The 15,721-nt window shown below is 57.0% G+C and carries 9 protein-coding genes; 6 read left to right on the top strand and 3 right to left on the bottom strand.

The features are described from left to right. Positions 1 to 407 precede the first annotated feature (407 nt). The gene (locus JK223_RS10755) at positions 408 to 1,574 is read left to right on the top strand and encodes an MFS transporter (RefSeq protein WP_212714186.1); all 1,167 of its coding nucleotides are present in this window, start codon (positions 408 to 410) and stop codon (positions 1,572 to 1,574) included. A 3-nt stretch (positions 1,575 to 1,577) separates the two neighbouring features. On the opposite strand, the gene JK223_RS10750 is transcribed toward JK223_RS10755, so the two are convergent. Together JK223_RS10750 and JK223_RS10745 are read right to left on the bottom strand one after the other, a co-directional pair. Next, complete coding sequence (locus tag JK223_RS10750; RefSeq protein WP_212714185.1) at positions 1,578 to 2,507, bottom strand: LysR family transcriptional regulator; 930 nt, start codon at positions 2,505 to 2,507, stop codon at positions 1,578 to 1,580. Between the two features lie 100 nt (positions 2,508 to 2,607). Further along, positions 2,608 to 3,096, bottom strand: coding sequence for a nuclear transport factor 2 family protein (locus tag JK223_RS10745; RefSeq protein WP_212714184.1), 489 nt, complete (start codon positions 3,094 to 3,096; stop codon positions 2,608 to 2,610). Positions 3,097 to 3,386: 290 nt separating this feature from the next. Between JK223_RS10745 and lysA the strand changes: the two genes are divergently transcribed. Next, positions 3,387 to 4,652 carry a diaminopimelate decarboxylase gene (gene lysA, locus JK223_RS10740; RefSeq protein WP_212714183.1) on the top strand — a complete coding sequence of 422 codons (1,266 nt, stop codon included), beginning with the start codon at positions 3,387 to 3,389 and terminating at the stop codon, positions 4,650 to 4,652. 19 nt (positions 4,653 to 4,671) lie between these two features. Here lysA and galR read toward each other — a convergent pair whose 3' ends face one another. Continuing rightward, positions 4,672 to 5,682: an HTH-type transcriptional regulator GalR gene (galR, locus tag JK223_RS10735; protein WP_212714182.1), complete on the bottom strand. Its 1,011-nt coding sequence runs from the start codon at positions 5,680 to 5,682 to the stop codon at positions 4,672 to 4,674. 512 nt (positions 5,683 to 6,194) lie between these two features. On the opposite strand from galR, the gene JK223_RS10730 reads away from it, so the two are divergent. The 4 genes from JK223_RS10730 to JK223_RS10715 all read left to right on the top strand — a co-directional run bounded on the left by JK223_RS10730 (position 6,195) and on the right by JK223_RS10715 (position 15,719). Beyond that, a complete protein-coding gene (locus JK223_RS10730) occupies positions 6,195 to 7,928 on the top strand; it encodes a penicillin-binding transpeptidase domain-containing protein (protein ID WP_212714181.1) in 1,734 nt (577 codons plus the stop codon). Between the two features lie 254 nt (positions 7,929 to 8,182). Continuing rightward, on the top strand, positions 8,183 to 9,427 hold the full coding sequence (locus JK223_RS10725; RefSeq protein WP_212714180.1) for an efflux RND transporter periplasmic adaptor subunit: 1,245 nt from the start codon (positions 8,183 to 8,185) through the stop codon (positions 9,425 to 9,427). Continuing rightward, positions 9,427 to 12,621, top strand: coding sequence for an efflux RND transporter permease subunit (locus JK223_RS10720; protein WP_212714179.1), 3,195 nt, complete (start codon positions 9,427 to 9,429; stop codon positions 12,619 to 12,621). The genes JK223_RS10725 and JK223_RS10720 overlap by 1 nt, the downstream gene beginning before the upstream one ends. Continuing rightward, positions 12,618 to 15,719 (top strand): multidrug efflux RND transporter permease subunit, encoded by a 3,102-nt coding sequence (locus JK223_RS10715; protein ID WP_212714178.1) that lies wholly within the window; start codon positions 12,618 to 12,620, stop codon positions 15,717 to 15,719. The genes JK223_RS10720 and JK223_RS10715 overlap by 4 nt, the downstream gene beginning before the upstream one ends. The last annotated feature ends 2 nt before the right edge of the window (positions 15,720 to 15,721 follow it).

The following is a 15,721-nucleotide window of genomic DNA, read 5'->3' as shown; positions in this document are numbered from 1 at the left end:
GGAATAGTGTGCGGGTAATCACACCGAATGAGAATGAGTGCCACGGAGAAATTAAAACGGCACAGAAATAATTATCCGATTTATATTATTAACGTTACCGGTAAAGCCTTTCGGTTATTTATTGGCGGTTTCAGTTAATTTTAATAATAAATCAATAAAAGGAAAAAATCCGGTGGTTGCATTTCTACCGGTGATAATGTCATCCCGCCGTGGCACCCGCGGGTGATAAATGCCGTGGCGGTCCGGTTATTATTGCTGTCAGTACAAGAATCCTTTGCAGTTTTCACTCTTTGTCCTTCCCGGCGCCTGTGCTTTACTTAATGAATAAAAATATGACCTATCACCGTTCAGCCACCGGCACTCTGTGTTGTCACGCGCTGAATTCATCACCTGTAACAGGAGTCGTTATGCCCATAGCTTTGCTGGCTCTGGCACTCAGTGCCTTTGCCATTGGTACGACTGAATTTGTCATCATGGGATTACTGCCGGATGTCGCCGGTAACCTGCATGTGTCTATCCCGTCGGCAGGCTGGCTGATTAGCGGATATGCCCTCGGCGTCGCTATCGGCGCCCCGGTCATGGCGGTGCTGACGGCCAGGCTGCCGCGTAAGCGAACCTTGCTGTTACTGATGCTGATTTTTATTCTCGGTAACCTGCTGTGCGCCACCGCGTCGGGCTACGCATTCCTGATGCTGGCCCGGGTGGTGACGGCGCTCTGTCATGGCGCCTTCTTTGGCATCGGTGCCGTGGTGGCTTCGCGGCTGGTGGCGCCTGAGCGGCAGGCGTCGGCGGTAGCCCTGATGTTCACCGGCCTGACGCTGGCCAATGTGCTGGGGGTGCCGCTGGGCACCTGGTTTGGTCAGTTATATGGCTGGCGTGCCACCTTTTGGGCGGTCAGTGGCATCGGTCTGCTGGCGTTTACTGCGCTGCTGGTCAGCCTGCCGGTGGATAAAGACGAAAAGCCGGTGTCGCTGATGCGTGAAGTGCGGGCACTGAACAGCGGTAAGCTGTGGCTCTCTCTGCTGACTACGGTCTGGTTTTCTGCGGCGATGTTTGCTCTGTTCAGCTATATCGCGCCGATACTGATACAGATCACCGGTATCAGCGCAGACGGTGTCAGCTGGACGCTGTTCCTGATGGGCGCGGGCCTGACGCTCGGTAACACGCTGGGAGGCCGGCTGGCCGATCACAAATTATCGCTGAGCCTGCTGCTGAGTTTTAGTTTGCTGACCGTTTTTTCATTACTGTTCCGCTGGAGCAGCGGGGAAATATTACTGGCAGAGGTGACGCTGTTCCTCTGGTCGATGGCAGCGTTCTCTCTGGTGCCGGCACTGCAGATAAACGTGGTGCGTTATGGTCATGATGCCCCGCATCTGGTGTCTACCCTGAATATCTCTGCCTTTAACCTCGGCAACGCGCTGGGTGCCTGGCTGGGCGGGGTCGTGATCGGACACAGCGCAGGGCTGCGTGGGGTGCCTGTGGCGGCCGCCCTGCTGGCACTGGCGGGGCTGCTGACCACCCTGATGATCTTCCGTGGCGGTTCGCGTGCGGCGGGTCAGCAGGCCCACCCATAGACTTTACCCGTCCGTCTGTAACTGTCGCGCTATCTGCCGGACGAATTGTCCGGCCTGTTGCTGCAGGTGATCGATAAATGCCCCGGTCAGCGACGATTCCGGACGATGCAGCGGACGGATCAGACTGACCGTAAAGGGGACGCTGATGCTGAACTTCCTCATCACCACCCCCTGGCCGGCATAATCGAGCGCGGTCAGCGGGTTAATGATCGACACCCCGACCCCCGCCTTCACCATGGCACAGACCGAGGCGGCGCTGTGCGTTTCCATCCGTAACTGCCGGCTGACATTATGTTCCCTGAACAGGGTATCCAGCAGCTGGCGATAGCTGTCATCCCGCGACAGGCTGATAAAGGGTAACCCTGAAAAATCCTGCGGGGTGAGTTGCGGCCGGGCCGCCAGCGGATGATGCGCCGGCAGCACACAGACCTCATCGACCGTCAGCAGGGGCAACAGCCTGGTGCCGGCGGGTTGCTGAGAGGTTTCCGTCAGGCCCAGATCATACCGCTGGGCCGATAACCACTCTTCAAGCAGCGGCGATTCACGCGGGATAATATTCATACTCACCCCGGGATAGCGCTGCAGAAAGGGCTGGCACAGTGAAGGCAGCAGTGACTGACAGAAGGCGGGCAGACAGGCCACCGAAAGTTCGGCCTGATGAAAATCCCGTAATCCTTCTGCCGTCTCTCTGATGCGCTCCAGACCATACCAGCTGCGCTCAACCTCCTCGAACAGGCGCAGAGCCTGTACGGTCGGCTGCAGCCTGCCGCGCACACGGCTGAACAGCGTTACTTCCAGTTGCTGTTCGAAGCGGGCCAGTTCACGGCTGAGGGTCGGCTGTGATGTATGCAGAAACTCTGCCGCCTGAGTCAGATTGCCACGGGTCATAATGGCATGAAATATTTCAACCTGACGCCAGTTAATTTTTTGCATTCCCTGTGTACCTTGTCAGCGCTGCGCCCGCTGTGGCGATCGCGCAGCGCCTCTGTGGCCGCGTTTCTCTGCCGGTATCGCAGGGCAGAGCCGCGGTGATTCAGAACATCGTATTATCATTGGCGGCGGTTGCCGGGACATCCTGAACCGAATCCCAGTGCTCGACTATTTTACCGTCTTTCACACGGAAAATATCGACAATGGCCCGTCCGCGATCGTCCGGATTACGTACCGAATGGACCCGCAGAAATACGCGGTCTCCGTAAGTGCCGTACTGACTGATCACGGAGTGTGCCTGCGGGTTCGCTTTAAAATAGCCGGCAAAGTATTTCACAAAAGGCGCGCGGCCATCTGGAACATGAGGATTATGCTGTTTATAGCCGGCAGAGAGGTCTCTGTCGGCGGCGCTGAGATTATGGTCATTAAAGAACTGATCATAAAAGTGATAGACCAGTTGCAGGTTGCGGTTTTCCTGTGCCAGGTTTCTGACCGGCTGAGTGTCAGAGGGCGGCGGAAAAGGCTGACTGGCGGCGGCCAGTGTGCTGGCTGAACAGAACAAACCTGCGGCCAGAAGCAGTGCTTTCTTCATACATTTCTCTCCGATCCGGGGGGGCGGTAACCGCGAAAAATGGCGGTCCTTAGACTTACAGCGTAATCGATAACCGCCAAATGTGTGAGCATGGCGGATGGTTCCGTCTGCCGCTCTCTTCGCCATCGCTGTTCATCACTATTAAGTGGCAACCTGTGCCGACTGGCGTGGCGATGGCCGTTATCTCAGTAAAAGCATATCAGTAATGAATAGATTAACGATAAATTGATATTTTTCAATATGGCTGGTCTGTGGCTTACTGGAGGCTACCGAACAGGAGAGATGAAATTATGCCGCGCCCGTTAGCCACCACCGAAACCGCCTTAAATCAAAACAATCTGCTGCCGCTGGCACAGCAATACCCGGGGCCTTTCTGGGCTTATGATGCCAGTGTCATCCTGCAGCAGATCGAGAAACTACGCGATTTCGATGTTATCCGCTTTGCCCAGAAAGCCTGTTCTAATATTCATATTCTGCGGCTGATGCGTTCGGCGGGTGTGAAAGTGGATTCGGTATCGCTGGGCGAAATCGAAAGGGCACTGGTGGCAGGCTATCAGCCGGAAGGCGACGATATTGTATTCACCGCCGATCTGCTGGATAACAGCGTACTGCAGCGGGTGGCAGAACTGAAGATCGCGGTCAATGCCGGGTCGGTTGATATGCTGCATCAGCTGGCGGCGGTATCGCCCGGGCACCGTGTCTGGCTGCGTATCAACCCGGGCTTTGGCCACGGGCACAGCCAGAAGACCAATACCGGCGGGGAAAACAGTAAACATGGCATCTGGTATCAGCAACTGGGTGAAGCGTTGCAGGTGATCCGTGACCACGGATTAACCCTCGCCGGACTGCATATGCATATCGGTTCCGGAGTGGATTATCAGCATCTGCAGCAGGTCTGTGATGCGATGGTCGGCCAGGTCATCGAAAGCGGGGCGGATATCCCGGCGATTTCTGCCGGCGGCGGGCTCTCGGTCCCTTACCGTTACGGTGAAGACGAAATCGATACCCGCCACTATTTCAGTCTGTGGAATGCTGCGCGTCAGCGTATTGCCAGCCATCTCGGTCACCCGGTCAAACTGGAAATTGAGCCGGGCCGGTTCCTGGTGGCGCAATCCGGGGTACTGGTCAGCCAGGTGCGGGCGGTAAAACCGATGGGCAGCCGGCATTTTGTACTGGTCGATGCCGGATTCAGTGATCTGATGCGGCCAGCCATGTACGGCAGTTACCATGAAATCTCGGTGATGCCGGCAGATAACTCTGCTGCGGACACGGGGACGTTGCAGGATACCGTGGTCGCCGGTCCGCTGTGCGAGTCCGGGGATGTGTTTACCCAGCTTGAGGGCGGGACCATCGCCCCCCGGGCACTGCCCGCCGCGCGGGTCGGGGATTATCTGGTGTTTCATGACACCGGTGCCTACGGGGCGTCGATGTCTTCCGGTTATAACAGCCGACCGCTGATCCCTGAAGTGATGTTTGAAGACGGGCAGGTGCGTGAAATTCGTCGCGCCCAGACCATCGGGGAATTGCTGGCGTTAGAACTGGACACCGGCGAATAACTCACCGTTGCCGGGCGCCTCAGCCCGGCTCGTTGTACTGCGCGACGGAGTGACGGATCACCAGTGTCGGATGGAACAGGTGTGTCACCGTCGGCAGAGGCTGATTTTTGGACAGCGCCAGCGCCAGACGGGCAGCCTGTTGCGCCATCGTCACGACGGGGTAGCGGATAGTGGTCAGCCGTGGCCGCACATACCGGCTGACCAGCACATCATCAAAGCCAATCAGCGACATCTGTTGCGGCACCGGAATACTGTTATCGTTCAGCGCCGCCAGCGCGCCGGCGGCCATTGAGTCGTTATAACAGGCGACCGCACTGAAGGTTTTTCCCTGTGCCAGCAGGCTAATCATGGCTTTTTCACCTCCGGTTTCATCCGGCTCACCAAAGGCAACCAGTTGCGGATTCTGCGGGATCCGGTGGTCATTCAGTGCCCGGTAATACCCTGCCAGCCGGTCACCGGCATCCGAAATCGCATGATCAGAGCAGATAAACGCAATATTTTCGTGGCCCTGCTGGATCAGATGGCGGGTCGCCAGCCAGCTACCGTAGTTATCATCCAGGGCTATGCAACGTGATTCAAACCCCGGCAAGGTACGGTTGATCAGTACAATGCCCGGGATTTGGCGCATTAATCCGGCCAGTTCATCGTCCGGTATCTTCTTCACATGCAGTACCAGCGCTTCACACTGGTGGCGGATCAGTTGCTGTATCGCCAGCCGCTCCTGCTGCTCATTATGATAACCGTTACCGATCAGCAAAAAGTTACTGGTCTGGCTGGCAACTTCATCGACGGCTTTCACCATGGCCCCGAAGAACGGGTCAGCCACGTCGGCGACGATAAGCCCGATGGTTGCGGTAGTCTGCTGAGCCAGCGCGCGGGCATTGGCATTCGGCTGATAGTGCAGTTGCTGCATCGCCGCACGGACGGCCTGACGTGAGGCATCACTGGCTTTCGGAGAATGGTTTAAAACCCGGGAGACAGTCGCGACTGAAACACCGGCAAGTCTGGCAACATCCTTTATGGTAGCCATTAAGTTGAGTCCGGGGGGAGAGTGGCATATCGAGGAAGTGTTACGGAAAACGCCGCGGACTGCAAGCCGCAGAGCTGTCCGCGCTCCGATATCGGCAAAATTACACCCGCTGACGGTTTTTTTTGCGGTCGGGTGGTGGAAAACGTTGACAGCCGTGTTATTTCGGCGGGTTTACTTTTAAATAGCTGCTTACATTTTGCGGAGAATAGTTGCGTTTATCTGGTGGTGGCTGAGGATACTTACCTGGTAAATTGATTGTCCCAGAGGTATTGATGGGTGAACATCAAAGTTTTTGATTACACCAGCCTGCGCTGAAGCGCAGGTTTTTTTTTACCAGGAATATCCCTTTTTTTTACCGCTGATTCCCATTTTTCCCGGCCGCCTGATATGCTATCACTGTTCTGTGATAACGGACTATTACCAACTGATACACACTTTAGCTGTGATCCTGCGGGTAAATTCATTATAAAACAGCGTCAGATTGACTTATTTTATTAATTCAGCGGATTGTTATGCCCCGGATAAAAAAGATGCTGGGTAAAGACCAGATCAACAAAAACTTTAACCCTTTCCGATTTCGCCTGGTGTGCCTCGGTGTCGTGAGTTGTCTGGCTTTTCTGCTGTTGCGGGTCGGGGATTTACAACTGCTTGACCATCCTATGCTGGAGCGCGAAGCGGACCAGCGTTCACTGCGTACCGTGATCCTGCCGACCAACCGCGGCACCCTGCTGGATCGCAACGGCGATACCCTGGCCCTGAGCGTTCCGTCCCGTGACATTATTGCCGATCCGCTGAAAGTGCTCGAAGCCAATCCTGATTTCTATGGGGCCAAATGGAACTATCTGGCCTCTGCGCTGAGTATGCGCCCGGAGGAACTGGCGGCCGAAATTACCGCAAACCCGAAAAAACGCTTCCTTTATCTGGGGCGTAAAGTTGAGCTGGGTATCGCCAAAGATATTTCTCAGCTGCACCTGACGGGGATCACCTCTGTCTATGATGACAGCCGTTTCTACCCGATGGGCGATGCCGCGGCACCCCTGATTGGGATTGTCGGGGCAGATAACGGCGGTCTTAACGGCATTGAGAAAAGTTTCGATAAGATCCTGCAAGGCGAACCGGGTAAAGAGAAATACCGTCAGGATCGTCACGGTAATATCATTTCGATGATCAGTTACCAGCCGCCGTCTCAGCCACCGAACGTGCAGCTGAGTATCGATAAATTTATCCAGTACACCATGTACAGCAAGCTGCGGGACGGGGTCTTGCTGAACAAAGCCGACTCCGGTGCCGCCGTCATGGTCAGAGTCGATACCGGCGAAGTACTGGGAATGGCCTCCTATCCATCCTATAACCCGAATAACTACGACGGGGCCACTCCGGTACAGATGCGTAACGTGGCGATTAACGACAGCTTCGAACCCGGCTCTACCGTTAAACCGCTGGTGGTGATGGAAGGGTTACAGCGCCATCTGGTCCGTCCGGACTCGGTGATCGATACCACCCCGTATGTGGTTAACGGACACCTGATCCGCGATGTCGGCCACTGGCCCCGTCTGACCATGACCGGGATCCTGCAGAAATCGAGTGATATCGGGGTTTCACATATTGCCCTGGCGATGCCGGCTGACGTGTTGGTAAATACTTACCGCTCCTTCGGTCTGGGGCGGCCAACCGACCTGGGGCTGACCGGCGAAAGTACCGGGTATTTTCCGCTGCATCGTCAGCGCTGGGCGGATATCGAACGTGCTACCTTTTCCTTCGGCTATGGCCTGCGTGTGACACCGCTGCAGATGGCGCGTGAATATGCGACCCTCGGCTCGTTTGGCATCTATCGTCCGCTGTCTATCACCAAAGTGACGCCCCCGGTAGAAGGTAACCGGGTCGCCGATGAGGATGTGGTTCGCAGTGTCGTCCATATGATGGAAAGTGACGCCCTGCCCGGCGGTTCCGGTGTCCGGGCCGCGGTTCCCGGCTACCGGCTGGCGATTAAGACCGGTACGGCAGAAAAAATGGGGTCTAACGGTAAATATGACGGCGGGTATATTAACTATACCGCCGGCGTCGCACCGGCCAGCCATCCGGTGGTGGCACTGGTGATCATGATCAACCACCCGACCGCAGGGGCTCACTTCGGGGGATCGGTGGCCTCACCGATTTTCGGGAATATCATCGGCCCGGTGCTTAAATATCTGAATGTTGCGCCGGATGCGTTGTACAGCACCAACACGCCTGAAACGACCCCCTGAATTTGCACTCACCCCCTCTGTACCGCCCACGGTGCAGGGGGACGGCTGCCCAACACACTGAAAATTCATCCCGTTTTTATCGCCGCTATCCCCGGCCGTCTTGCGGCTGTCGACACTTTTTAACGAAAACCTTACGCTTTGACGGTGGAAATATGTCGCCACTGTTGTCAATAATAGAGCAAGTTATATAAATTCCGCTGCACAAAGATACGACTATCTGCTGTGCCCGATTTCTCTGATAACCACAGAATCTGATGACAAATAACACTGAAAAAACCGTTCGATATCACTGGCTGAGATGGCTTCTGGCAGGCGTTTTCTGTTTGATTATTGCCGGGGTTATCTGGCGGGTCTGGTTTTCCGGTCACGGCGCTGGCGGCGGTATGCCAGGTCCTGGCGGTCATCGCATGGGAATGCAGGCCGGTAGCGGCGGCACGCTGGTGCATGCCGGCAGCGCAACGCAGGCGAACGTCCCTGTTTATCTGAGTTCTCCCGGGACGGTGGTGCCTAATGCCAGCGTGACCGTCACCAGTCGTGTCGACGGGCAGCTGGATAAAGTGTATTTCACCGAAGGTCAGAAAGTCACCGCAGGGCAGTTGCTGGCACAGATCGATGACCGGACGTATCAGGCCACACTGCAGCAGTATGAAGGGGCACTTGCCCAGAACAAAGCCCTGCTGACCAGCGCCAGGCTGACCCTCGCCCGTTACCGTAAGCTTTATGCGGAGGACTCGCTGTCACGCCAGGATCTGGAAAGTCAGATGGCGACGGTAGGGCAGTACAGCGGCGCGGTTCAGGAAGATCAGGCCCAGATTAACAGTGCAAAAATCAATATCGGTTACTCGCGCATCACCGCGCCGGTGAGTGGTCGTGTCGGCCTGCGTCTGGTCGACCCGGGGAATATGGTGACCGCCTCCAGCACCTCACTGGTCACGATAACGCAGATGCAGCCTGCCGCCGTGACCTTCAGCGTACCGCAGAGTAATATCCCGCAACTGGTTAAAACGCTGCATCACGGCGAGGCCTTGCCTGCCACGGCGTTTGATCAGAACGACAGCACCGCGCTCGCTCAGGGGACCGTGCGGTTTATGAGCAATGAAATTGATACCAGTACCGGCAGCGTGGAACTGAAAGCGATGTTCCCGAATACCGATGAAGCGTTGTTTGCTAACCAGTTTGTTAACCTGCGTCTGCAGACCGAAGTACTGAACAATGCCACGGTGATCCCGGCACAGGCCTTACAGCTCAGCAGTGATGGCAGCTTTGTGTTTGTGATCAATGCCGACGATACGGTGACCCGCCGCAGCGTAACCACCGGTCCTGCCTATGGCAGTGATCAGCAGGTGATCCTCAGCGGCGTTAAACCGGGTGACAGGCTGGTCACGGAAGGGATCGACAGACTGACCACCGGCGCGAAAGTATCGGTCGTGGATAGCAGTGAAACCCGGGCGGCGGCCGGGACTGCTTCAGACAAAGAGCGTTCACAGGCGAAGAATTAATGAATCCCTCCCGGCTATTTATCCAACGACCGGTCGCAACCCTGTTACTGATGATCGGCCTGCTGCTCTCCGGTATTTTTGCTTACCGCTTTTTGTCCGTGTCTGCGTTGCCACAGGTCGATTATCCGACCATCCAGGTCACCACGCTCTATCCGGGGGCAAGCCCGGAAGTGATGTCCACCGCTGTCACCGCCCCGCTGGAACGTGATCTGGGCGAGATGAGCGGCCTCAGTCAGATGACCTCTGAAAGCTCCGGCGGCTCTTCGGTGATCACTCTGCGTTTCGGGCTGGACACCGCTCTGGATGTGGCCGAGCAGGAAGTCCAGGCCGCGATCAACACCGCAGACAGCCTGTTACCCAGTGGGTTGCCGAATCCGCCGACCTACAAAAAGGTGAACCCGGCCGATACGGCGGTGATCACACTGTCGGCAACCTCCAACACCCTGCCACTGACCCGCGTGCAGGATCTGATTAACACCCGTGTCGCCCTGAAACTGTCGCAGATCAGCGGCGTGGGTCTGGTGACGCTGGCCGGCGGAAACCAGCCGGCCATCCGCATCCAGCTCAATCCGCAGGCTCTGGCCGCCCATAACCTGACCTTTTCTGATGTGGACACGTTGATCACCAACAGCAACGTCAATGGTTCGAAAGGGGGCTTTGACGGCCAGTTTCACTCGGTGACTATCGATGCCAACGACCAGCTGAAAACACCACAGGAGTACGGCAATCTGATCCTCACCTGGCAGAACGGTGCGGCACTGCGCCTGAAAGATATCGCCACCATCACGCAGGGTGCCGAAAACCGCTTCCAGTCAGCCTGGGCCAACCGCCAGCCGGCGATTATCGTCAGTGTTCAGCGTCAGCCCGGTGCGAACGTTATCCAGGTGGTCGACAGTATTAAAGCGCAGCTCCCGGCGCTGCAGGCAGCCCTGCCGGACGGTGTGAAACTGAACGTGATTTCCGACCGTACCCAGACCATCCGGGCCTCGATCAGCGATGTTCAGTTTGAGCTGATGCTGTCGATAGCGCTGGTGGTGATGGTCACGTTCCTGTTCCTGCGCAATCTGTCCGCGACCCTGATCCCGAGTGTGGCGGTACCGCTGTCACTGGTCGGCACCTTCGGCGTCATGTATCTGCTGGACTTTAGCCTCAACAATCTGTCTCTGATGGCGCTGACCATTGCCACCGGCTTTGTGATCGATGATGCCATCGTCATGGTCGAGAATATCTCCAGGCGTCTGGAGGAGGGGGAGTCACCACTGGAGGCGGCCCTGAAAGGCGCGCAGCAGATAGGTTTTACCCTGATCTCGCTGACCTTCTCGCTGATTGCGGTGCTGATCCCGCTGCTGTTTATGGGCGATGTGGTCGGACGCCTGTTCCGGGAGTTCGCCATTACGCTGGCGGTTTCTATTCTGGTATCGCTGGTGGTCTCCCTGACCCTGACCCCGATGTTATGTGCGTACTTACTTCGCCATGTCCCGGAAGAGAAACAATCCCGTTTTTCCCGCAAGGTGGGGGCAGGGTTTGACCGTATCATCCGTGGTTATGACCGGTTACTGAATGTGGTGCTCAACCACCAGAAAATTACCCTGTGGGTGGCGGTCGCGACCTTTGCACTGACGGCCCTGCTGTATGTGATGGTGCCGAAAGGGTTCTTCCCGCCGCAGGATACCGGACTGATTGAAGGTACCACTATTGCCTCGCAGGATGTTTCCTTTCAGGAAATGGCGCAGCGCCAGCAGGCCCTGGCGGCGATTGTGCTGAAAAACCCGTCCGTGGCATCGCTGAGTTCCACGATAGGTATCGACGGCACCAATACCAGCCTGAACAGCGGTCGTCTGCAAATTAACCTGAAGCCTTTCTCAGAGCGCAGCGACAGTGGCGATGAGATTGTGAAACAACTGCAGCAGGCGGCGCGTCAGGTGCCGGGTATCAGCCTCTATATGCAACAGGCACAGGATCTGACCGTCAATGACCAGGTGACCCCCAGTCAGTACCAGTTTACGCTGGCCTCTCTGGACAGCGAACAGCTGGTGAAGTGGACGCCGCAACTGATTGCCGCGATGGCGAAACGTCCGGAATTTAACAGTGTGGTCAGCAACCTGCAGGATCAGGGACGTATTGCGTACGTTGATCTGGACCGTGATAAAGCCTCACGGCTGGGGATCACCGCCGCGGATGTGGATACGGCATTGTACAGCGCCTTCGGTCAGCGCCTGGTCTCGACCATTTTCACCCAGGCGAATCAGTACCGGGTGGTGCTGGAAGTCGCGCCTGATTATCAGCTAAGTCCGCAATCGCTGAATGATATCTATCTGAAATCTTCGGTGACCAGCACCAGCGACTCCGCCAGCACCACGTCTGCCGGCAGCAGTTCAGACACCACTACGGACAGCAGCACCGATACCACGACCCGTAGCGGGATGGTGAAGCTGACATCGATTGCGACGATCCATCAGCGGCTCGGGTCACTGATGAATATGCGTCTTAACCAGTACCCCGCGGTCATGGTCTCGTTTAACCTCAACCAGGGATACTCGATAGAGCAGGGACAGCAGGCGATCGGGGATATTATTCAGCAGTTAAACCTGCCGTCCTCCATCACGCTGCAGTATCAGGGCGAGGCATCGGCGTTTAAGAGCGCCACGGCCAATACCCTGTGGCTGATCCTCGCGGCCCTGCTGACCATGTATCTGGTGCTAGGCATTCTCTATGAGAGCTTTATCCACCCGGTCACCATCCTCTCGACCCTGCCGTCGGCCGCGATAGGTGCATTACTGGCGTTACTGCTGACCGGCACGGAGTTCAGTCTGATCGCCCTTATCGGGGTGATATTGCTGATCGGTATCGTGAAGAAGAACGCCATTATGATGATCGACTTTGCGCTGGAAGCCGAAAATAAACAGCATCTGTCACCGCGCGAGGCGATTCACCAGGCCTGTCTGCTGCGTTTCCGCCCGATCCTGATGACCACCATGGCCGCATTACTGGGGGCATTACCGCTGATGCTGGCCTCGGGCTCCGGGTCTGAACTGCGTGAACCGATGGGGCTGGTGATCGTCGGGGGTCTGATCGTCAGTCAGGTGCTGACATTGTTCTCCACCCCGGTGATTTATCTCTGGTTCGACGGCGTGTCACAGCGCGGAAAACGTTTTATTCAGCGTCGCCGTGATGCCGCACGGAGGGAGTCATGAGTATCACCCGGCTGTTTATCTTCCGGCCGGTTGCCACCGTTTTGCTGACTCTGGCAATGCTATTGCTGGGGACGCTGGGCTACCGGCTGTTGCCGGTGGCCCCGTTACCTCAGGTCGATTTCCCGACCATTATGGTCAGCGCCAGCCTGCCTGGTGCCAGCCCTGAAACGATGGCGGCTACGGTCGCCACCCCGCTGGAGCGTGCGCTGGGCGAAATTGCCGGCGTCACCCAGATGACGTCCAGCAGTTCTCAGGGCTCCACCACCGTTATTCTGCAGTTTTCTCTGGACCGGAATATCAACGGCGCCGCGCGGGATGTGCAGGCGGCAATCAACGCCGCCCGCAGCTTACTGCCGAGCAGTATGCCTTCGATGCCGACCTACCGGAAAGCCAACCCGTCCGATGCGCCGATAGTGATGATGGCGCTGACCTCCTCGACGCGACCGCCCGGCGAGTTATATGACCTCGCCGAGAGTAAGATAGAACAGGTGGTCTCGCAGGTGCAGGGAGTCGGTGAAGTCTCCCTGATGGGCAGTGCATTACCGGCGGTGCGTATCGATTTGCAGCCGGAAAAACTGACGCAATACGGGATCTCGCTGGATACCGTCAGAACCGCGGTGGCCAACAGCACCACCAATCTGCCGAAAGGCATACTGGAAGGGAAGAACTTCTCCTGGTCTATCGACAGTAACGGTCAGCTGGAGAGTGCCGACCGCTACCGCAACCTGATCATTCTTTATCAGAATGGCAAAGCTGTGCGCTTACACGATGTCGCCACCGTCTACGACGGCGTGCAGGATAAGTACAGTGCCGGCTTTCTGAACGGTAAACCGGCGGTAATGATTGGCGTCACCCGGCAGGCCGGTGCCAACATGCTGAAGACGATCGATGCCATAAAGGCACAGCTACCGGCCATGCGGGCGACCCTGCCGGCAGACACCAGTCTGCAGCTGGTGGTTGACCGTGCGCCGCTGGTCCGTGCCTCACTGTATGACACCGAAGAAACCCTGCTGACGGCCGTATTGCTGGTGATTGCGGTGGTGTTTGTGTTCCTGCGTAACTGGCGGGCGGTGGTGATCCCGGCACTGGCATTACCGGTCTCGCTGATCGGAACCTGCATAGTCATGTATCTGCTGGGCTACAGCCTGGATAACCTTTCCCTGATGGCGCTGATCATCGCCACCGGGTTTGTGGTGGATGATGCGATAGTGGTGCTGGAAAACATCATGCGCCATATCGAATCCGGACTGGGGCCGGTGCGGGCCGCGGTGCGCGGGGCACAGGAAGTCAGCTTTACCGTGTTATCGATGACCATCTCGCTGATTGCGGTCTTTATCCCCATCCTGCTGATGGGCAGCATTGTGGGCCGCCTGTTCCGCGAATTCGCGGTGACCCTCAGTATCTCGCTGGTCATTTCGATGTTTGTGTCGCTCAGTCTGACGCCGATGTTATGTGCCCGTTTGCTGAAGCGTCAGCCGCCGGAGACGCAGCAACCGCATCCGGTGTTCCGCTGGATTGAAAAGCAGCTTAACCGGCTGTCTGCCGCCTACGGTCGCGGGCTGGCCTGGGTGATGGCACACCAGAAACTGACCATGTTCAGTCTGCTGCTGACCGTGTTGCTGAATCTGTTTCTTTATTCGGTGGTTCAGAAAGGCTTCTTCCCGAACCAGGATACCGGGTTACTGATGGGGATGGCGCGGGCCGACCAGAATATCTCCTTCCAGGCGATGAAACCGAAAGTGGCCGAATTTACGCAAATTATCCGCTCTGACCCGGCGGTGGAAAGTGTGATGTCCTCCATGGGTAGCGGGATGTTCGGGTCGCGTAACACGGCGAATTTCTTTGTCCGGCTGAAGGACTTCGATAAACGGAAAGGTAATGCTACCGAAATTGCTAACCGGCTGAGTATGAAAGCCAGCCACGTGGCCGGAGCACAGTTATTCCTGATGGCGGCTCAGGACTTACATATTGGCGGACGCAGCGCGAATGCGACCTATCAGTACAGTCTGCAGGCCGATGATCTGGACCTGCTGCGCACCTGGACACCGAAAGTGGCGGCCGCATTGCGGGCTATCCCGCAGTTAACTGATGTGGATTCAGACTCCCAGACCGGGGGGCAGGAAGTGATGATCGATATCGACCGGGATCGGGCCAGCCGCTTAGGGGTGAATGTGGAGATGCTGGATACCCTGCTGAATAATGCCTTTGCCCAGCGCCAGATAGCCACCATTTACAAGACGCTGAACCAGTATCATGTCGTGATGATGCTGCAAAGTGACCAGACCCGTGACCCGTCGGAACTGGATAAGCTGTTCGTGATTAACGATAGCGGCGACCGGATCCCGCTGTCGGCCTTTGCCAGTTTCCGTGGCGGCAATGCGCCGCTGTCGGTCAACCACCAGGGGCAGTCGGCGACCAGTACGCTGGCCTTCAACCTGGCGGACGGGGCATCGCTGGAAGAAGCCCAGGCCGCCATTCATCAGGCGATGGCAAAAATTGGTCTGCCGGATACGATTCAGGCCGGTTTCCAGGGTACCGCCGCGGCCTTTACACAGCTGACGGCGACCATGCCGTGGCTGATTGCCGCAGCGCTGGCCACCGTCTATATCGTGCTGGGCATGCTCTATGAGAGCTATATTCATCCGCTGACTATCCTTTCGACACTGCCGTCTGCCGGGGTGGGGGCCTTGCTGCTGCTGATCCTCACCAATACCCAGCTGACGGTGATTTCACTGATCGGTATTGTGCTGCTGATCGGTATCGTCAAGAAGAACGCCATAATGATGATCGACTTCGCGCTGGATGCGGAACGTAAACAGGGGCTTACCCCGCAGGAGGCCATCACGCAGGCCTGCGTGAAACGCTTCCGTCCTATTATGATGACCACGCTGGCGGCGTTCTTCGGCGCACTTCCTCTGGCGCTGGGCAGCGGCGGGGACGCCGATCTGCGCAGTCCGCTGGGCATGGCGATTGCCGGCGGTCTGGCGCTTAGCCAGTTGCTGACCCTTTTTACCACCCCGGTGGTCTATCTGTGGCTGGACCGGCTGAGCCGCGCCACAAAACGACAATGGCACCGCCTGCGGGCCTCAGGATCCTGATT

Origin of the sequence: Tatumella sp. JGM118 (genome assembly GCF_018257515.1) — a bacterium.
GTDB classification, from domain to species: domain Bacteria; phylum Pseudomonadota; class Gammaproteobacteria; order Enterobacterales; family Enterobacteriaceae; genus Tatumella; species Tatumella terrea.
Note: the sequence above shows the minus strand (reverse complement) of the source record. Positions and strands in the feature narration are given on the sequence as shown.

Excerpts from the sequence above, each read along its gene's own strand:
- JK223_RS10755 (WP_212714186.1), top strand. The coding sequence starts at position 408 with ATGCCCATAGCTTTGCTGGCTCTGGCACTCAGTGCCTTTGCCATTGGT.
- JK223_RS10750 (WP_212714185.1), bottom strand. The coding sequence starts at position 2,507 with ATGCAAAAAATTAACTGGCGTCAGGTTGAAATATTTCATGCCATTATG.
- JK223_RS10745 (WP_212714184.1), bottom strand. The coding sequence starts at position 3,096 with ATGAAGAAAGCACTGCTTCTGGCCGCAGGTTTGTTCTGTTCAGCCAGC.
- lysA (WP_212714183.1), top strand. The coding sequence starts at position 3,387 with ATGCCGCGCCCGTTAGCCACCACCGAAACCGCCTTAAATCAAAACAAT.
- galR (WP_212714182.1), bottom strand. The coding sequence starts at position 5,682 with ATGGCTACCATAAAGGATGTTGCCAGACTTGCCGGTGTTTCAGTCGCG.
- JK223_RS10730 (WP_212714181.1), top strand. The coding sequence starts at position 6,195 with ATGCCCCGGATAAAAAAGATGCTGGGTAAAGACCAGATCAACAAAAAC.
- JK223_RS10725 (WP_212714180.1), top strand. The coding sequence starts at position 8,183 with ATGACAAATAACACTGAAAAAACCGTTCGATATCACTGGCTGAGATGG.
- JK223_RS10720 (WP_212714179.1), top strand. The coding sequence starts at position 9,427 with ATGAATCCCTCCCGGCTATTTATCCAACGACCGGTCGCAACCCTGTTA.
- JK223_RS10715 (WP_212714178.1), top strand. The coding sequence starts at position 12,618 with ATGAGTATCACCCGGCTGTTTATCTTCCGGCCGGTTGCCACCGTTTTG.